At 73.3% G+C, this 18,319-nt stretch carries 16 protein-coding genes; 7 read left to right on the top strand and 9 right to left on the bottom strand.

Going from position 1 to position 18,319, the window contains the following annotated elements:
* Positions 1-85: 85 nt before the first annotated feature.
* Positions 86-988 (top strand): diacylglycerol/lipid kinase family protein, encoded by a 903-nt coding sequence (locus J2S63_RS19800; protein ID WP_310305990.1) that lies wholly within the window; start codon positions 86-88, stop codon positions 986-988.
* Positions 981-3,767 carry a DEAD/DEAH box helicase gene (locus J2S63_RS19795; RefSeq protein ID WP_310305988.1) on the top strand — a complete coding sequence of 929 codons (2,787 nt, stop codon included), beginning with the start codon at positions 981-983 and terminating at the stop codon, positions 3,765-3,767. The genes J2S63_RS19800 and J2S63_RS19795 overlap by 8 nt, the downstream gene beginning before the upstream one ends.
* 135 nt (positions 3,768-3,902) lie before the next feature.
* Here the strand turns inward: J2S63_RS19795 and J2S63_RS19790 are convergent, their stop codons facing one another.
* A complete protein-coding gene (locus J2S63_RS19790; protein ID WP_310305985.1) occupies positions 3,903-4,343 on the bottom strand; it encodes an Lrp/AsnC family transcriptional regulator in 441 nt (146 codons plus the stop codon).
* A gap of 64 nt (positions 4,344-4,407) precedes the next feature.
* Here J2S63_RS19790 and J2S63_RS19785 point away from each other — a divergent pair, with 64 nt between their 5' ends.
* Entirely contained in the window at positions 4,408-5,352 is a 945-nt protein-coding gene (locus J2S63_RS19785) for a 5'-3' exonuclease (RefSeq protein WP_310305983.1), read from the top strand.
* A gap of 70 nt (positions 5,353-5,422) precedes the next feature.
* On the opposite strand, the gene J2S63_RS19780 is transcribed toward J2S63_RS19785, so the two are convergent.
* The 5 genes from J2S63_RS19780 to J2S63_RS19760 all read right to left on the bottom strand — a co-directional run bounded on the left by J2S63_RS19780 (position 5,423) and on the right by J2S63_RS19760 (position 10,342).
* Complete coding sequence (locus J2S63_RS19780; protein ID WP_310305980.1) at positions 5,423-6,151, bottom strand: hypothetical protein; 729 nt, start codon at positions 6,149-6,151, stop codon at positions 5,423-5,425.
* Positions 6,138-6,635, bottom strand: a complete 498-nt coding sequence (locus J2S63_RS19775) for a SigE family RNA polymerase sigma factor (protein WP_310305978.1) — start codon at positions 6,633-6,635, stop codon at positions 6,138-6,140. The genes J2S63_RS19780 and J2S63_RS19775 overlap by 14 nt, the downstream gene beginning before the upstream one ends.
* Positions 6,636-6,785: 150 nt before the next feature.
* The gene (locus J2S63_RS19770) at positions 6,786-7,826 is read right to left on the bottom strand and encodes a threonine aldolase family protein (RefSeq protein ID WP_310305976.1); all 1,041 of its coding nucleotides are present in this window, start codon (positions 7,824-7,826) and stop codon (positions 6,786-6,788) included.
* A gap of 9 nt (positions 7,827-7,835) precedes the next feature.
* A complete protein-coding gene (locus tag J2S63_RS19765; RefSeq protein ID WP_310305974.1) occupies positions 7,836-8,483 on the bottom strand; it encodes an SDR family NAD(P)-dependent oxidoreductase in 648 nt (215 codons plus the stop codon).
* On the bottom strand, positions 8,480-10,342 hold the full coding sequence (locus J2S63_RS19760; protein WP_310305972.1) for a DUF6421 family protein: 1,863 nt from the start codon (positions 10,340-10,342) through the stop codon (positions 8,480-8,482). The genes J2S63_RS19765 and J2S63_RS19760 overlap by 4 nt, the downstream gene beginning before the upstream one ends.
* Positions 10,343-10,509: 167 nt before the next feature.
* Between J2S63_RS19760 and J2S63_RS19755 the strand changes: the two genes are divergently transcribed.
* The 4 genes from J2S63_RS19755 to J2S63_RS19740 all read left to right on the top strand — a co-directional run bounded on the left by J2S63_RS19755 (position 10,510) and on the right by J2S63_RS19740 (position 15,489).
* The gene (locus J2S63_RS19755) at positions 10,510-12,132 is read left to right on the top strand and encodes an amidohydrolase (RefSeq protein ID WP_310305970.1); all 1,623 of its coding nucleotides are present in this window, start codon (positions 10,510-10,512) and stop codon (positions 12,130-12,132) included.
* 448 nt (positions 12,133-12,580) lie between these two features.
* The gene (gene lnt, locus J2S63_RS19750) at positions 12,581-14,191 is read left to right on the top strand and encodes an apolipoprotein N-acyltransferase (RefSeq protein ID WP_310305968.1); all 1,611 of its coding nucleotides are present in this window, start codon (positions 12,581-12,583) and stop codon (positions 14,189-14,191) included.
* 18 nt (positions 14,192-14,209) lie between these two features.
* Positions 14,210-14,998 (top strand): polyprenol monophosphomannose synthase, encoded by a 789-nt coding sequence (locus J2S63_RS19745; RefSeq protein ID WP_310305966.1) that lies wholly within the window; start codon positions 14,210-14,212, stop codon positions 14,996-14,998.
* Entirely contained in the window at positions 14,995-15,489 is a 495-nt protein-coding gene (locus J2S63_RS19740) for an FxsA family protein (RefSeq protein ID WP_310305964.1), read from the top strand. Before J2S63_RS19745 ends, J2S63_RS19740 begins: the two co-directional genes overlap by 4 nt.
* A gap of 5 nt (positions 15,490-15,494) precedes the next feature.
* Here the strand turns inward: J2S63_RS19740 and J2S63_RS19735 are convergent, their stop codons facing one another.
* The 3 genes from J2S63_RS19735 to J2S63_RS19725 form a co-directional block, all read right to left on the bottom strand.
* A complete protein-coding gene (locus J2S63_RS19735; RefSeq protein ID WP_310305963.1) occupies positions 15,495-15,872 on the bottom strand; it encodes an RNA polymerase-binding protein RbpA in 378 nt (125 codons plus the stop codon).
* Positions 15,873-16,098: 226 nt separating this feature from the next.
* On the bottom strand, positions 16,099-17,484 hold the full coding sequence (locus J2S63_RS19730; RefSeq protein WP_310305961.1) for an MFS transporter: 1,386 nt from the start codon (positions 17,482-17,484) through the stop codon (positions 16,099-16,101).
* Complete coding sequence (locus tag J2S63_RS19725) at positions 17,481-18,317, bottom strand: glycerophosphodiester phosphodiesterase family protein (RefSeq protein WP_310305959.1); 837 nt, start codon at positions 18,315-18,317, stop codon at positions 17,481-17,483. The genes J2S63_RS19730 and J2S63_RS19725 overlap by 4 nt, the downstream gene beginning before the upstream one ends.
* Positions 18,318-18,319 lie beyond the last annotated feature (2 nt).

The following is an 18,319-nucleotide window of genomic DNA, read 5'->3' as shown; positions in this document are numbered from 1 at the left end:
CCCGCCGAGGTCCTCGATCTGCGGGACGTAGGTCCTCCCGAGGCGTCGCGCGCGCCGGTGTGCCCGGCTCTCCTAGGCTGAGGTCGTGGCCCGCGAGATCGTCCTCCTGACCAACCCGGTCTCGGGCAGGGGGACGGCGCGCCGCACGGCGGCGATCGTCGTGCCCCGGCTGACCGAGGCCGGCTTCCACGTCCGGCAGGTCGAGGGCCGCGACGCCTCCGAGACCGAGGACCTGGCGCGGCAGGCGGTCGCCGACGGGGTGGAGTCCCTGGTCGTCGTGGGCGGTGACGGTCTCGTCCACCTCGCGGTCCAGGCGCTGGCGCACAGCGACACCGCCCTGGGCGTCGTCCCGGCCGGCACCGGCAACGACGCCGCCCGCATGCTCGGGGTGCCGCGCACCGACCCGCAACGGGCCGCCGACGTCGTGGTCGCCAGCCGGGTGCGCACGATCGACCTCGCCCGGACGGGCGGCCGGCGCTTCCTGTGCGTGCTGTCGGCGGGCTTCGACGCGATCGTCAACGAGCGGGCCAACGCGATGCGGTGGCCGCGGGGCCAGATGCGCTACAACCTCGCCACGCTCGCCGAGCTGCGGGTGTTCCGCCCGATCGACTACACCCTCGACCTCGACGGCGACGTCCGCCGGGTCAGGGCGATGATGGTCGCGGTGGGCAACGGCCCGTCGTTCGGCGGCGGGCTGCGGATCACCGAGGGTGCCTCGGTCACCGACGGCCTGCTCGACGTGGTGTTCTTCCACCCGATCTCCAAGCCCGACCTGGTGCGGACCTACCCCACGCTGTTCAACGCCACCCACCGCGACCACCCGGCGTTCGAGCACCACCGGGTGCACACGGTGAGCATCGCCGCGGCCGGCATCACGGCGTACGCCGACGGCGAGCGCCTGGGCCCGCTGCCGCTGACCGTGACCGCCGAGCCGGCGGCGCTGAAGGTCCTCGTCGGGCACGACTGGGTAGGGGCTGAGCATGACTGAGACCGAGTCGCACGCCGAGCGCTACGCGCGGTTCCGCCGCGAGCAGCCCCACCCGGTGCTGGCGGACTTCCGCGAGCTCTACGACTTCCCCCTCGACGACTTCCAGGTCCGCGCCTGCGAGGCGGTCGAGGACGGCGACGGCGTCCTCGTGGCGGCGCCGACCGGGTCGGGCAAGACGCTGGTCGGCGAGTTCGCCGTGCACCTGGCGCTCTCGCAGGGACGCAAGGCGTTCTACACCACGCCGATCAAGGCGCTGTCCAACCAGAAGTACGCCGACCTGGTGCGCCGCTACGGCGCCGACAAGGTCGGCCTGCTGACCGGCGACAACTCGGTCAACGGCGAGGCGCCGGTCGTGGTGATGACCACCGAGGTGCTGCGCAACATGCTCTACGCCGGGTCGCGCACGCTGCTCGACCTCGGGTTCGTGGTGATGGACGAGGTGCACTACCTCGCCGACCGCTCCCGGGGCGCGGTGTGGGAGGAGGTGATCATCCACCTGCCCGAGTCGGTGGCGCTGATCTCGCTGAGCGCGACGGTCTCCAACGCCGAGGAGTTCGGCGACTGGCTGGCCACCGTGCGCGGGTCGACCACGACGATCGTCGAGGAGACGCGGCCGGTCCCGCTCTACCAGCACGTGATGGTCGGGCGACGGATGTACGACCTGTTCGACGAGTCCGGCGACACCGGCCCCGAGGCCCGGGTCAACCCCGAGCTGACCCGCGTCGCCCGCGACGACCTGGTCCACCGGCGGGTGCGCGACCACCGCACGCCCAAGGGTCGCGGCAAGACGCCCCGCCACGCGGGCAACGGCCGTCCCGGTCGCGCGATGATGCCCTCACGCTTCGACGTGGTCGACCGGCTCGACCGCGACGGGCTGCTGCCGGCGATCTACTTCATCTTCAGCCGGGTGGGCTGCGACGCCGCGGTCACCCAGTGCCTCAGCGCCAACCTGCGCCTGACCACGCCCCAGGAGCGCGACGAGATCTTCCGCTTCGTCGAGGAGCGCTGCGCCGACCTGCCCGAGGAGGACCTCGCCGTCCTGGGCTACCACGACTTCCTCGACGGGCTGACCCGCGGCATCGCCGCCCACCACGCCGGCATGCTGCCTCGGTTCAAGGAGTGCGTGGAGGAGCTGTTCGCCGCCGGCCGCTGCCGCGTCGTGTTCGCCACCGAGACCCTCGCGCTCGGCATCAACATGCCCGCCCGCTCGGTCGTGCTCGAGAAGCTGGTGAAGTGGAACGGCGAGACCCACGCCGACATCTCGCCGGGGGAGTACACCCAGCTCACCGGTCGCGCCGGCCGCCGCGGCATCGACGTCGAGGGTCACGGCGTCGTCCTCTGGGCACCCGGTCTCGAGCCCCGCCAGGTCGCCGGTCTCGCGTCGACGCGGACCTACCCGCTCCGCTCGTCGTTCCGGCCGTCGTACAACATGGCGGTCAACCTCGTGCACCAGTTCGGCCGCGCCACCGCGCGCGAGCTGCTGGAGTCCTCGTTCGCGCAGTTCCAGGCCGACAAGGCGGTCGTCGGGCTCGCCCGGCAGCTCCGCAAGGCCGAGGAGGGGCTCAGCGGCTATGCCGAGGCCGCGACCTGCCACCTCGGCGACTTCATGGAGTACGCCGCCCTGAGGCGCCGGTTGAGCGACACCGAGGCGGAGGCCGCCCGGTCGCGCCGGCGCGACCGCCGCGACGAGGTGGTGGAGTCCCTCGACGCGCTGCGTCCCGGCGACGTGATCCAGGTGCCCACCGGCAAGTTCTCCGGCTGGGCGGTCGTGGTCGATCCCGGCCAACGGGCCGACCGGGAGGACCCGCGCCCCTACGTCGTGACGGTCGGCAAGCAGGCACGGCGGCTGGGCATGATCGACTTCGACCGGCCGGTGCGCGCCGCGGACCGCATGCGCGTGCCGAGGAACTTCAACGGCCGCAACGCCAAGTCGCGCAACGACCTGGCCAACGCGCTCAAGGAGCGCACGAGGACGCTCGACCCGGGCTCACCCAACCAGCGCCGCAAGCGCGCCGCCGCCGCGGACCCGACCCGGGGTGCGACGGAGGAGGAGATCTCGCGGATCCGGGCCGAGCTGCGCGCCCACCCCTGCCACGCCTGCGAGGACCGCGAGTCGCACGCCCGCTGGGCCGAGCGCTACCACAAGCTCTCGCGCGAGACCGAGACGATGCGGCGCCGGATCGAGTCGCGCACCAACACGATCGCGCGGCAGTTCGACCGCATCTGCGACGTACTCACCTCGCTGGGCTACCTCTCCACCGACCACGAGGTCACCGACGCCGGCCGGGTGCTGATGCGCGTCTACACCGAGCTCGACCTCGTCGTCGCCGAGTCCCTGCGCACCGGCCTGTGGGACGGCCTGTCCGCCCCCGACCTCGCCGCCGCCCTCTCGGTGCTGGTCTACGAGTCGCGCCGGGCCGACGACCAGAGCTCGCCCCGCCCGCCCCACGGCCAGGTCCGCGAGGTGATCGCCTCCATGATCACCCTGTGGGGGCGCCTCTCGCGCACCGAGAAGGACCATCGGGTCGACTTCCTGCGCGAGCCCGACCTCGGCTTCGCCTGGGCTTCCCAACGCTGGGCGGCGGGGGCCCACCTCGACGAGGTGCTCACCGAGACCGACCTCGCCGCGGGCGACTTCGTGCGCTGGATGAAGCAGCTGCTCGACCTGGCCGGCCAGGTGGCCGACGCCGCCCCCACGCCCGAGCTCCGTGCCACCGCCCGCGAGACGGTCGGCGCCCTGCGCCGCGGGGTCGTGGCCTACTCCTCGATGACCGAGTGACCGCCACCCCCCAGCTGTAGATCGGGGTTACGGTCGCTCATCTGGCGTTGTGGCACGTGCCAAGCGTCCATCACCCCGATCTACTTCTCGGGGTTCGGCGACGAGTCACGCGCCGGCGGGGAGCGCCGACCAGCCTCAGTCGGCGACCGGGCGGCCCTCGTAGGGCGTGGAGAGCACGATCGTCGTACGCGTCGTGACGTTGGCCGCCGCGCGGATGCGGGCCAGCAGGTTCTCCAGGTCGTGAGGCGTGGCGACCCGGATCTTGAGGAGGTACGACGAGTCGCCGGCCACCGACCAGCACGACTCGATCTCGGTGATGTCCCTGAGCCGCTCGGGGGAGTCGTCGGGCTGGGAGGCGTCGATCGGCCGGATCGAGATGAACGCCGTGAGCGGCAGCCCGATCGCGTCGTAGTCCAGCACCGCGGTGTAGGACCGGATCAGGCCCCGGCCCTCGAGCCGCTTCACGCGCTGGTGCACCGCCGACGTCGACAGCCCGGTGGCCTTGCCGAGGTCGGTGAACGACATGCGCCCGTCGGCTGCGAGCAGCCCGAGGATCGCCCGATCGGTGTCTTCCACGGCCGTCACCCTAGCGATCCCGTGCCTGCCTGGGGAGCCCGTCCACGCCGCCTATGCTCCGGCCATGCCCACCCACGGCCCGGACCGTCCCCAGCGCCTCATGCTGCTCGACACCGCCTCGCTCTACTTCCGCGCGTTCTACGGCGTCCCCGACTCGGTGACCGCCCCCGACGGCACCCCGGTCAACGCGGTGCGGGGGCTGCTGGACTTCATCAGCCGCCTGACAGGGGAGTACGCCCCCACCCACCTGGCCTGCTGCTGGGACAACGACTGGCGCCCGCAGTGGCGCGTGGACCTGCTGCCGTCGTACAAGATGCACCGCGTGGAGGCGGAGCGCACCGGCGCCCCCGACGTCGAGGAGGTGCCCGACCCGCTGCAGGCGCAGGTCCCGGTGATCCTCGAGGTCCTCGAGGCGTTCGGCATCGCGGTCGTCGGCGCCGACGGCTACGAGGCCGACGACGTGATCGGGTCGCTCGCGACGCAGGCGTCGATGCCGGTCGACATCGTCACCGGCGACCGCGACCTGTTCCAGCTCGTCGACGACGAGCGCGGCGTGCGCGTGCTCTACGTCGCCCGCGGCGTGCGCCTGCACGAGCGGGTCGACGACGCCTGGGTCAAGGACAAGTACGGCGTCCACGCCCGCCAGTACGCCGACTTCGCCACCCTGCGCGGGGACGCCTCCGACGGGCTGCCCGGGGTGGCCGGCGTGGGGGACAAGACCGCCGCGACCCTGCTGGGGCGCTTCCCGGACATCGACGCCCTCACCGCCGCGGTCGCCGACCCAGGCTCCGACCTGGCGCCGGGGCCGCGCCGCAAGCTCGCCGACGCCGCGGACTACCTCGCCGTCGCGCCCCAGGTGGTGCGGGTGGCCCGCGACCTGGACCTCGGCGACGTCGAGCTGGGGCTGCCGCGCACCCCGGCCGACCCCGACCGGCTGGTCGAGCTGTCCGCCCGCTGGGGCCTCGACAGCCCCGTCGCGCGGCTGGTGGAGACGCTGACCGACCTCTGACCTGCCGGCGCTGCGGCTGATCTGCACGTTCTCGGCTCGCAGGGCCTCCGACCAGCTCGACGGCGCCCCCTCACGGCAGACGCAGCCTCGGGTCGGCCGCGGCCCTCAGGAGCGCCTGCTGGGTCACCCCCAGTGTGTCGGTGGAGGTGCCGTTGTTGCCGAAGCTGGTGGAGGCGTAGAGCGAGACGACGGTGCCGTCGCGGTGCCTGACCGACACCAGGCGGTCCGACCCGTCGGTCCAGGTGCGCGCCTGCAGGCCACGGAACGTCGTCCGCTCGTTGCCGACGAACCCGACGAAGCCGGCGATGTCGTCCCACCGTCGTCCGACCATGAGCTCGAGCATCCCGCCACCGGCCCAGTCGTACTTCGAGCCGATCGCCTCACCTCCGGACTGCGAGTTCTGCGCCCAGCGGACCCGGTCCCCGAGGTGCTCGGCCAGCACGTTGCGCCAGGCACGCAGGACCGGGACCGCCTCGTCGTAGTTCGCGGGCGGGATCGCACGAGCCTCGGGCGAGGGCCGGACCACCGCAGGCTCGGACGAGGTGACGGGGCTCGGCGAGGGCTGCTCCGGTGTCGCGCTGACCGACGGCCGGCCGGCGTAGTGCGGTGCGGTGCTCGGACCGGTGCCGCCGTGCAGCACCAGGGCTGTGCCGACGGTCGCAGCGAGCACGAGTCCGGCGGCGCTCAGGGTCCCGTTGCGACGCCGCAGACGGGTGGTGCCGCGCGCGACGTCGTCGCGGACGTCGTACGCGGGGACGGGGATCCGGCCGAGCAGCTCGTCGAGGTCACGATCGGTCACGGTGGCTCCTCGGGTCTGTCGTGGTGAGCAGGTCGCGCAGGCGGTGCAGCGCGTCGGAGGTCTGGGACTTCACGGTCCCGGCGGAGACCCCCAGCGTGGCGGCGGTCTCCTCGACCGACAGGCCCCAGAGGTGCCGCAGCACGACGGCACGCCGCTGACCCGGCGCGAGCGACTCGAGCGCTTGCCGCAGGTCGAGCAGTGCGTCGCTGTCAGGCGAGATCGCGACCGCGTCGACGGAGTCGAGACCCGTGAGGTGGCGGCGTCGCCGGAGGCGGTCGACGTTGGCGTTGACGAGCATGCGACGCACGTAGGCGTCGACCGAGTCCATGCGCTCGACCCGCGGCCACCGCAGGTAGAGCTTCGTCAGCACCTGTTGCACGAGGTCCTCGGCCAGGTGGTGGTCGCCGGTCAGCACCCACGCGGTGCGGTGCAGCAGCGCGCGGCGCGCGACGACGTACTCGGTGAAGCCCGCCCGGTCGGCCATCCACCCTCCCCGTCGTCGCAGGTGCTCAGCACCTTGTCATGGGTAGAACGTCGGCCGGCCCCTGCCGGTTGGGTCCCGCGCCAGCTGTCAATCGGAGTGATGGCCGCACAAGTGCTGTCACAGCACCAGATGAGCGACCACAACTCCGAACTACAGCAGCGAGCGGAGCTCGGTCACGAAGGCGTCGACGTCGGCCTCGGTGGTGTCGAACGAGCACATCCAGCGGCGCTCGCCGCGGGCGGCGTCCCAGTCGTAGAACCGGAACCGCTTGCGCAGCTGCTCGGTGACGTCGTCAGGGACGATCACGAAGACCCCGTTGGCCTCGACGGGCTGGGTGAGCTCGACCCCGGGGAGCCCGCGGACGCCGTCGGCCAGCCGGGTCGCCATCGCGTTGGCGTGGGAGGCCGAGCGCAGCCACAGGTCGCCCTCGTAGAGCGCGATCAGCTGGGCGGAGATGAAACGCATCTTGGAGGCCAGCTGCATCGACATCTTGCGGAGGTACTTCAGGCCCTCGGCAGCGGAGGGGTCGAGCACGACGACGGCCTCGCCCATGAGCATGCCGTTCTTGGTGCCACCGAAGGACACCACGTCGACGCCCACGTCGGTGGTGAAGACGCTGATCGGCACGCCCAGGGAGGCGGCGGCGTTGGAGATGCGGGCGCCGTCGAGGTGCACGCGCATGCCGCGCTCGTGGGCGTGGTCGCAGATCGCGCCGATCTCGTCAGGGGTGTACGCCGTCCCGAGCTCGGTCGTCTGCGTGATCGAGACGACCAGGGGCTGGGCCCGGTGCTCGTCGCCCCAGCCCCACGCCTGCTGGTCGATCAGGTCGGGGGTGAGCTTGCCGTCGGGCACGTCGACGGTGAGCAGCTTGATGCCGCCCATGCGCTCGGGGGCGCCGTTCTCGTCGCAGTGGATGTGGGCGTTGGAGGAGCAGACCACCGCGCCCCAGCGGGGGAGCATCGACTGGAGCGCGACCACGTTGGCGCCGGTGCCGTTGAACACCGGGAACGCCTCGACCGGCCTGCCGAAGTGGCCGGCCAGGACCTCCTGGAGCCGCTCGGTGTAGACGTCCTCGCCGTAGGAGACCTGGTGGCCGCCGTTGGCCGCGGCGACCGCCTCGAGGACCTCGGGGTGGACGCCGGAGTAGTTGTCGGAGGCGAAGCTGCGCAGCTCGGTGTCGTGAAGGGGCACGGTGCGACCCTACGACCCGAGGACGACGCGCTCGCCGTTGCCGTGGGCCCCGCCCACGGTCTCGGCGACGGCGGCACCGAGGTCGGCGACGTCGGTGTAGCCGGGGAACTTCTTCTCCGGTGACTCCTCGCGCATCTGGGGGGTGAGCAGCGCCTTGACCACGAGGGTCACCGCCGCCGCACCCGAGTCGCCGAAGGAGTGCGCGAGCGCCTGCATCCACGCCTCGGCCGCCGCCTTGGCGGTGGCGTAGTTGGCGTTGCCCGCGGTCGGCTTGCCGGCCGCCGCCGCGGAGACGATGACCACGCGGCCCTGCGAGGCCACGAGGTCGTCGTGGAACGCCCGGGTGGTGTGGCGCAACGTGTCGATCAGCATCGAGGACAGGAAGTCCCAGTCGGCGTCGCTGTTGTCGGTGAAGCCCTTGCCGCCCCGCCAGCCGCCGATCAGGTGCACCAGCCCGGTGACCGGACCGCCGGCGCGGAGCTCGGCGGCCACCGCGTCGACGGCCGCGTGGTCGGTGGCGTCCACGGCGTACGACGACGTGCCCTCGATCTCGGGCGACCGCAGGTCCACCGCGGCGACGCTGTGACCCGACGCCAGCAGCGCGTCCACGACTGCCCGGCCGGCAGCACTGCCGGCCCCCACGACCACGACGCTCATGCAGTGATCCCCTTCGTCGACTCGACCACGGGACCCATCTTCCTCGACAGCGCCTCGTAGAACATCGACAGGGGGAACTCGTCGTCGAGGACGGCGTCGGTCAGCCCCTTGAGCGGGCCGTCCAGCGGCAGCGCCTCGGGGCCCTTGGCCCAGGTCGAGGCCGGGTGCGGGGTGAGCGTGGAGGAGACGAGGGCGTACGCCGCGAGCCAGTGCGCGACCTTGGGCCGGTCGATCGAGCGCCAGTAGAGGTCGTCGACCGCCGCGCCGAGCTCGAGCACGGCGTCGGCCACGCGCTCCCACTTCACCGAGAGCCGGTTGTCGGTCCAGTTGAGCACCCGGCGCTGGTGCAGCCACGCGAACAGCAGCTGCCCGCCGAGCCCGTCGTAGTTGCGCACCCGGGTGCCGGTGATCGGGAAGCGGAAGATGCGGTCGAAGAGGATGGCGTACTGCACCAGCCGGGCGTGGCCCGTGCCGCCCTCGGACTCCAGCCGCACCGCCTCGCGGAAGGCGGTCAGGTCGCAGCGCAGCTCCTCCAGGGAGTAGAGGAAGTAGGGCATCCGCTGCTTGATCATGAACGGGTCGAACGGCAGGTCGCCGTGCATGTGGGTGCGGTCGTGGATCAGGTCCCACATGACGAACGTCTCCTCGGCCAGCCGCTGGTCGGCCAGCAGGCGCGCGGCCTCCGAGGGCAGGGAGAGCCCGGTGACGTCGGCGGCGGCCCGGACGACGGCGCGGAACCTCGCGGCCTCGCGGTCGGCGAAGATGCCGCCCCAGGTGAACTTCGGCAGCTCTCGCATCGCGACCGTCTCGGGGAAGAGCACCGCGGAGTTGGTGTCGTAGCCCGGGGTGAAGTCGAGGAAGCGGATCGGCAGGAACAGCTTGTTGGAGTAGTCGCCGGCCTCCAGCTCGGCGACGAACTCCGGCCACAGCACCTCGAGCAGCACGGCCTCGACGTGGCGGTCGGGCGAGCCGTTCTGGGTGTACATCGGGAAGACGACCAGGTGCTGCCGGCCGTCGACCCGGTCGGCGGCCGGGTGGAAGGCGACCATCGCGTCCAGGAAGTCGGGCTCCCCGAGCCCGCCGTCGGCCCAGCGGCGCAGGTCCTTGACGACCGCGCGGAGGTAGTCGGTGTCCCACGGGAAGCGGGGGGCGAGCGCCTCGACGCCCGCGACGACCCGGTCGACGAGGGGCAGTGCCGACTCGCGGTGCTCCTCCGGCACGCTGCCGTCCTTGACCTGCAGGCCCTGCAGCTCGACGACCGCGGCCTTGAGGTCGACCCAGGCGGGGTCGGTGGCGACCTCCGCCGGCCCCGGCGTACGACGGTCGCCGCGCCGGGCGGTGAAGCTGACCGCGGCCGTGAGCAGCTCGTCGGCCTCGGGATCGGTCATCTCCACCCCGAGGACGACCACGCGGCCGGCCCCGTGGGTGGCGAGCGCCGCGACCGGGACTCCGGCCGAGCGCAGGAGCGGGGCCGCGCCGAGCGAGAGCTCGAGGCCGGTCGTCGCGACGAGGGCCGACAGGTCGGTGCGTGCGAGCAGGTCCTCGTCGGTCAGCGACCCGGTTTCCTCCTCCCCGGCCGCGAGCACGGCGGAGGGGCCCGGCGCGGCCGGCACCGGGTGGACCCCGAGCGCGGCCAGCCCCGAGTGCTCGTGGGTGGGGGAGAGGACGACGGCCCCGACGCCCTGGGCGACCCGGTCCAGGGCGGGCGCCGAGCCGACGCGCAGCAGGACGTCGACCGGCGCCTGGCAGGTCGTGGTGCGGTCGTGCACGCACACGCCGCGGCGGCCGAGCCGCACGAGGGCAGCGGCGACGGGTGCGCCGGCCGGGCCGTCCAGGAGCAGGTGGAGCAGGGGCGTCATCGGGGGTGGTCCTTCCGGGTCGCGGGGAACCTCGGTGCGTTTCCGAAGTGTTTGTCGGCTGACCAAGTCATTACCGCAGGATCAACGGTCGAAACCCAGCATAGCCGGACGTTCTTTCGTCCGCAGCCCGCCGCAGAGCCGGGCGTGGCGTCGGGGAGGATGGCGGCATGGAGCTGCTTCTGGACCACGCGCGGGTCGTCCCCGGCCTGGACGCCACCGGCCGGCCGAGCACGGCGGCGCACCCCGGCTCGCTGCTCGTCCGGGAGGGCCGGGTCGTCTCCGTCGGCCCGGCCGGGCGCCCCGCTCCCGGTGCGGTCCGGATCGACCTCCGCGGCAGGCTGGTCACCCCGGCCTTCGTCGACGCTCACGTGCACCTCGCGGAGACGGGTCAGCAGGCCATGGCGGTCGACCTGACCGGGGCGACCTCGGCGGCCGACCTGCTGGCGCTGGTCGCCGGGCACGCGGAGCACGCCGAGCTCTCGGGCCGGCCCGGCGTCGTGCTCGGTCACGGCTGGGACGAGAGCGCCTGGGAGGCAGGCACGGTCGTCACCCGCGAGGACCTCGACCGCGCCACGCGCGGGCGGGCGGCGTACCTCAGCCGGGTCGACATGCACTCCGCCCTGGTCAGCACCGCTCTGGTGGAGGCGGCCGGCGGCGAGTCGCGGATGTCGGCGCTCCCCGGCTGGAGCGCCCGCGGCCCGGTCGCGCAGGACGCCCACCACGCGGTGCGCGACGCCGCGCGGTCGCTGGTGACGGCCGAGGACCGGGCCGAGGCGGTGTCCACCGCCCTCGCCGCGGCCGCTGCCGCGGGGGTCGGCCAGGTCCACGAGATGGGGGCGCCCCACCTCAGCACGCCCGACGACTTCGCGACCGTGGCGGCGCTCGCCGAGCGGGCACGGTCGGAGGGGAGGGCGGTGCCCGACGTGGTCGGCTACTGGGGCGACCGGGACACCGCCGTCGCCCTGCGGCTCGGCCTCGTCGGCGCGGCCGGCGACCTGTGCGTCGACGGCGCGATCGGGTCCCGCACGGCCGCGCTGCGCGAGGACTACGCCGACGCGCCCGGGGTGCGCGGGGCTCTCTACCTCGACGCCGACGACGTGGCCGGACACCTGGTCGCGTGCACGCGCGCGGGACTGCAGGGCGGCTTCCACGTCATCGGCGACCGCGGGGCGGGCGCGGTCCTCGACGGGCTGCGGGCGGCCGAGGAGGTCGTCGGCCTCCCCGCCCTGCGTGCCGCCCGCCACCGCCTGGAGCACCTCGAGATGGTCGACGCCGAGCAGCTGGACGCGCTCGCGCGCTGGGGCGTCGTGCTGAGCGTGCAGCCGAGGTTCGACGCGCTGTGGGGCGGCCCCGGGGGCCTGTACGCCGCCCGCGTCGGCGAGCGCGCCCCGGCCATGAACCCCTTCTCCACCGCCCTGGCCGCGGGCGCGGTCCTGGCGCTGGGCTCGGACACCCCGGTCACCCCCTTCGACCCCTGGGGCGGCCTGCGGGCGGCGGTCCACCACCGCACGCCCGGCTCCGGCCTGACCCCGGCGCAGGCCCTGCACGCGCACACGGTCGGCGGGTGGGTCGCCGGGCTCCAGGGCGGCGCCGCGGACCTGCCCGAGGCGCTCGGCGGCACCCTCCTGCCGGGCGCGCCGGCGACCCTCGCGGCGTGGGACACCGAGGACGACCTCGAGGCCCTCTGCGACCCGGGTGCCGAGGCGCCGCGCTGCACCCTGAGCCTGGTCGACGGGCTCGCGGCGCACGACCCGGGCGGCCTGGTCCCGCCCCGTCGAGCCGGCCGGTGAGCCCTGACCAGACAAAGGAACGTTCCAAGTCGGCGTGTCGAGCCCGACACGCCGACCGGGTGAACTTTCTGTGAAATCGATGTGACGCGCGCCACGCGCGATGACCTGCGGCTTTGTGGAAACGCGCAGGTCAGAGGGTGGTTGACCCCTCCGTGGGACCTTTGGCACTCTCTCCGAGTCCACCGAGCAGGCCGCAGTGAGGTCGCGGTGACTGGAGGGTCGAGGTTCCCGGATGGGTGCCACGTGCGGAGAACGTCGACCTGCCTCACCGTCGCCTCTCCACGGGGTTGAGACACGCCGGAGGCCCGGACCCAGTAGACAACAGCGAGCGCGCCACGCAGCCGGCGTGGGCATCGTTGGTCCGAAGGGTCCGGGCCTCTCGCGCGCCCGCACACCTGCACCCACCGGCGCCCGGCCGGACCCACCCGCTCCCGACTAGGCTCGGCCCGTGCGAGTCCTGTGGTGGAGGTGCCTCCTGGCCGCGGCCAGTGGCGTGGCCGCCGCGCTCGCCTTCCCGCCGTACGCCGTGTGGTGGCTCTTGCCGATCGCGACCGCCGGACTGGTGGTGGCCACCCCCACGGCCGACCTGACCCGGCCCCGCCGCGCCGTCGCGTCGGTCGGCCTGGCCTTCGGGCTCGCGTTCTGCGGGGTCCTGCTCAGCTGGATCCGCGTGGTCGGACCCGACGTCGCGGTGGGGCTCACGATCCTCGAGGGGGTCTTCTTCGTCCTGGTCGTGCTCGGCCTGCGCTGGGTGCGGGTCCTGCCGCTGTGGCCGCTGTGGTCGGCCGCGGTGTGGGTCGGCGTCGACCTGCTGCGCTCCGAGGTCCCCTGGGGCGGCCTGCCGTGGGGGAGCCTGGCGTTCGCGACCGCCGGCACGCCGTGGGCCGAGGCGATGCCCCGCGTCGGCACCGCCGGCACCGGCTTCCTGGTGGCCCTGACGGGCACGACCCTGGGCTGGCTCGCCCTCGAGTGGTGGCCGGCAGGCGGCCGCCGGCGCGTGGTGAGCGTGCTCGCCCCGATCGGAGTCCTCGCGGTCACCGTGCCGGCCGTGACCGTGCCGTGGACGACCACCGAGACCAAGGCGACGACGGTGCGGATCGCCGCGGTGCAGGGCGACGTGCCGGGGGAGGGGCTCGAGGCGTTCGCCGAGCGCCGGGCCGTGCTCGACAACCACGTGCGCGAGACCCACCTGCTCGCCGACCGGGTGAGCGCCGGCAGCACTCCGCGCCCCGACCTGGTCCTGTGGCCCGAGAACTCCACCGACATCGACCCGTTCGAGGACGGCACGGTCTTCGCCGACATCCAGAACGCCGTCGACGCCGTCGACGTGCCCGTCCTGGTCGGCGCCATGGTCACGGGCCCGGGCCCCCACGACGTCGAGAACCGCGGCATCGTGTGGTCGCCGGCCTCGGCCGACAGGCCCGGTCCCGGCGACTACTACGCCAAGCGTCACCCGGTGCCGTTCGGCGAGTACATCCCGATGCGCGACCAGCTCGCGACGTACTTCCGCCGGCTCGACCAGATCCCGCGCGACATGGTCCCCGGCACCCGGTCAGGTGCCCTGCAGGTCGGGGGCACGACGCTCGGCGACGTGATCTGCTTCGAGGTGGCCTACGACGACCTGGTCCACGACGTGGTGCGCCAGGGCGCCCGGGTGCTGGTCGTCCAGACCAACAACGCCACCTACATGGGCACCGGCCAGATCGAGCAGCAGTTCGCCATCGCCCGGCTGCGGGCCCTCGAGACCGACCGCTACGTCGCCGTGGTGGCGACCAACGGCGTCTCCGGGCTCATCGCGCCCACCGGCGAGGTCCTGCGGCGCCTGCCCGTCCGCGAGCCCGGCACCTGGGAGGCCGACGTGCCGGAGCTGACCGCGATCACCCCCGCCGTGCGCGCCGGGGACGCGATCGCCTGGGGCCTCGCCGGCGTGGCGCTGCTGACCGCGCTCGCGGGGGCCGTCGTACGCCGGCGACGTCCGGCCGCCTCCGGCCGCGGGCGCGCCGTGGCCCCGCACCACCCGGACGAGACGGAGCGGGAGAGGGTCGGGAGCGAGCGGTGAGCCCCCGGTGAGCCCCCGGTGAGCGAGGTCCTGCCGGCGCCGGCACCCCTCGGGCCCGACGCACCGATGGTGGTCGTGGTGCCGACCTACGACGAGGCCGACAACCTGGAGTGGATCGTCGGGCGGCTGCTCGCAGCTCAGCCGACCGCGCACGTGCTCGTCGTCGACGACGGGTCCCCCGACGGCACCGGCGACATCGCCGACCGCCTGGCCGCGCAGGACGAGCGGGTCCGGGTCGTGCACCGCACCGAGAAGGCGGGTCTCGGCGCGGCCTACCTCCACGGGTTCGCCGTCGCGCTGGAGCGCGGCTACCACGTCGTGGGGGAGATGGACGCCGATGGCTCCCACCAGCCCGAGCAGCTGCACCGGCTGCGGGCGGCCCTCGAGACCGCCGACCTGGTGATCGGCTCGCGCTGGGTCCGAGGTGGCAGCGTCGTCAACTGGAGCCTGTTCCGCAAGGCGCTGTCGGTCGGCGGCAACCTCTACGCCCGCACGCTGCTCGGGGTGCCGGTGCGCGACGTCACCGCGGGGTTCCGGCTGTTCCGGGCGAGCACGCTGCGGGCCATCGACCTGACCACGGTGGAGTCGGTCGGCTACTGCTTCCAGACCGACCTCACCGTGCGCACCCTCGAGGCGGGGCTCACGGTCCGGGAGGTCCCGATCGAGTTCCTCGAGCGGGAGCGGGGGGAGTCCAAGATGAACCCGGACATCGCCACCGAGTCCCTGCGCCGCATCACCGCCTGGGGCGTCGAGCGCCGGCGGGCCCAGGTCCGCCGTGGGATGGCACGCGTACGCTCGAGGGCATGAGACGCAGGATCCCGTGGTGGGTGCTCGCGGCGCTGTTCGTCGTGGTGCCGCTCGCCGAGCTCTCCCTGCTCATCCAGCTCGGCCAGGTCGTCGGACCCTGGTGGACCATCCTCATCCTCATCGCCGACGGGGCGCTCGGCTCGTGGCTGATGAAGCGCGAGGGGGCCCGCGCCTGGCGCGCGCTCAGCGAGGCGCTGCAGTCGGGCCGGATGCCCTCCCGCGAGCTGGCCGACGCGGCACTGGTCCTCGTCGGTGGCGTCCTGCTCATCACGCCCGGCTTCCTCAGCGACGTGCTCGGGCTGTTCTGCATCCTCCCCGTGACCCGGCCACTGGCCCGCCGCGTCCTCGCGCGGATGGTCGCGCGTCGCCTGACCGTCAGCGTGGCGGGCACGCAGCGGCCGTCGTACGCCGACGCCCACGACCCGCAGGACCCCCGGACGCAGCGACGCCCCGGAGACCACGAAGTGGTCCGGGGCGACGTGGTGGAGTAGGAGCGCTACGCCGACTTGCTCTTGGAGCCGCGGTGCAGGTGGGCCGGGCCGATCTCGCCACCGCGCAGCATCTCGAGCCGCTCGGCGAGGATCTCCTCCAGCTCGCTCTCCGAGCGACGCTCGAGCAGCATGTCCCAGTGCGTGCGGACGGGCTTCTCGGCCTTGGGCTCAGGACGCTCGCCGTCCTTCATCAGCGCCTCGGCGCCGCAGCGCGGGCACTCCCACAGCGCCGGGATGTCTGCCTCGGCGGCCATGGGGATGTCGAACGTGTGGCCCTGCGGGCACACGTAGACCACTCGCTGACGGGCGGCGAACTCGATGCCGCGCTCGTCCTCGAAGCTCTGTCCACCCAGCCGAGCGCCGCGAAGCGTGCGTTCCGCCATGGGTACTCACCTCTGTCCTTCAGTGTCCGTCGCCCTCGTGAGGCCTTGGCATCAGTGAGACGTGCCACGGCGGCGTTCATGACGCCACCTGACCGCCCAGCATCCCAACGATCGGGTGGGCGAGATCATTCCGCTGCGCGCCTACGAGATGAAGCATGCCCGGAGGTACCTGAGATACACCTCCCCACCCCTCCTTCGGGGTGCACGTCACACCCTCGCTGGGCGCCTACACCACGGCTGGCGGGGTGTTGCCCGCCTCGGTGATGCCACGGCGCGCGTCGACCCGCGACAACAGGGCCAGACCGACCACGAAGAACGCCGCCAGCGCGAAGAGCGCGGGACGGTAGGACCCGGTGACCTGCTGGACGACGCCGAAGACCAACGTGCCCAGCCAGGACGTGCCGCGCTCGGCGGCCTGGTAGAGCGAGAAGTACTCCGCCTCGCGGCCCTGGGGGATGAGCTGGCTGTAGAACGAGCGCGAGAGCGCCTGCGTGCCGCCGAGGACGATGCCGATCGCGGCGGCGAGGAGGAGGAACAGCGGGAAGTTGCGGGCCGGGGTGAGGTAGCCGGCCGCCACCACGAGGACCCAGATCACCAGCCCGGCCATGATCACCGACCGCGCCCCACGGCGCTCCGCGACGCGGCCGAAGCCGAGCGCCCCGGCCACGCCGATGAACTGCACGAGCAGGAAGGCCAGCAGCACCGAGGACTTCTCGAACTTCAGCTCGCGCTCGCCGTAGACGGAGGCGGCGTAGATCACCGTCTGGATGCCGTCGTTGTAGAACAGGTAGGCCACGAGGAACAGCAGCGTCTGGGGGTAGTGGCGCAGGTCCTTGAGCGTCGCCCACAGCTGCCCGAAGCTCGCCCTGACCAGGCCGCCCCGCTCGGGCTCGGGGTGGAACGGCACCCGGTCGCGGATGCCGCGGACCGGGATGATCGTGAACGCCGCCCACCAGATCGCGGCGGAGAGCAGCGAGATCCGCACGGCCAGCTCGGTGTCGCTCATGACGCTGAGCAGGCCGAAGTTGACCGCCAGCAGCAGCCCGCCGCCGAGGTAGCCCCGGGCCCAGCCCCGGCTGGAGACCCGGTCGCGCTCGTCGGGCAGGGCGATGTCGCACAGGATCGCGTCGTACACCACCAGGGACGCGCCCAGGCAGAGCGTCGCGGCGACCAGCAGCACCGCGCCGAGCTGCCAGCTGGTGCCGGTGACGAAGAACATCAGCGCGGCGAAGGCCGAGCCCGCCCAGGCGTAGCGGCCGAGGAGCCGGGTCTTGTGGGCCGACCGGTCGGCGCCGGCCCCCACGACCGGGAGGACGAGCGCGGAGAGGATCGTCGCGAGGGTGACGAGGTAGAAGACCAGCGACTCGGGGGAGACCGTGAGCCCGAGGACCGAGAGGTCCTTGGTGCAGTCGGGGGCGCCGTCACCGACCGCACAGCCGGCGGCGCGGGTGGCGACCGAGGTGAGGTAGGGCGCGAAGAGCACCGCCGCCGTGGTGGTGACGTAGGCCGAGTTGGCCCAGTCGTACCAGTACCACGCCTTCTGCTCCTTGGCCCGGGCCAGCGGCTCGAGGTCGGCGATCCCGGTGACCCCGCTGCTCGACGGCTCGCTCACGTCGCCGCTCCGGAGTACCAGACCCCACGCTCCACGAGGACCTCCTTGCACACGTCGGTGCGATCGGTGACCAGGCCGTCGACCCCGAGGTCGAGCAGGTGCTCCATCTCAGCACGGACGTCGACGGTCCAGACGTGGACATGCCGACCCGAGGCGTGGGCGAGCTCGACGAACCGGCGGTCCACGACCGTGCGTCCGCGGAAGCGGTGCGGCACCTGGAGGACCGCGCCCCCGTCGCGGAGCAGCCGTCCGACCCTCAGGGGGAAGGGCGCGTAGACCTGCACGGCGACCGAGGCGGGTCCGGTCGCGGTGGCGACCGGACGGTCGAGCAGCCGGCGGAACCGTCGCAGGGTGCGCTCGGTGAACGAGGCCACGCAGACCCGGTCGTGCAGACCCGTGCGACGCACCAGGTCGGCCAGCGGCTCGACCGCGGTGGGGGCCTTGAGGTCGATGTTGAACCGGACCTCGGGCAGGTCCTCGAGCAGGTCGGTCAGCCGGGGGATCCGCTCGTCGAGCCCGGCGCGCGCCCCCACGACCGCCCCCAGGACCTCCGAGAGCGGCAGCCCGAGCACGGGCCCGACCCGGTCGGTCACCCGGTCGAGGCGGTCGTCGTGGAAGGCGACCAGGTGACCGTCGGCGGTCGCGTGGACGTCGGTCTCGAGGTAGCGGTAGCCGAGCCCTGCCGCGTGCCGGAAGGCGGTGAGGGTGTTCTCCAGCCCGTGCAGGTCGGGGTGGCGTGCGCCGCCGCGGTGGGCGAGCGCCAGGACCCCACCGGCCTCACGAGGCTCGTCGAGGTAGGCGAAGCCGGTGCGCACGTGGCTGAGGTCGGTCACCG

Origin of the sequence: Nocardioides marmoribigeumensis (assembly GCF_031458325.1) — a bacterium.
Classification (GTDB): Bacteria; Actinomycetota; Actinomycetes; order Propionibacteriales; family Nocardioidaceae; genus Marmoricola_A; species Marmoricola_A marmoribigeumensis.
The sequence above is the reverse complement of the archived record's forward strand: the minus strand, read 5'-3'. Positions and strand labels throughout refer to the sequence as shown.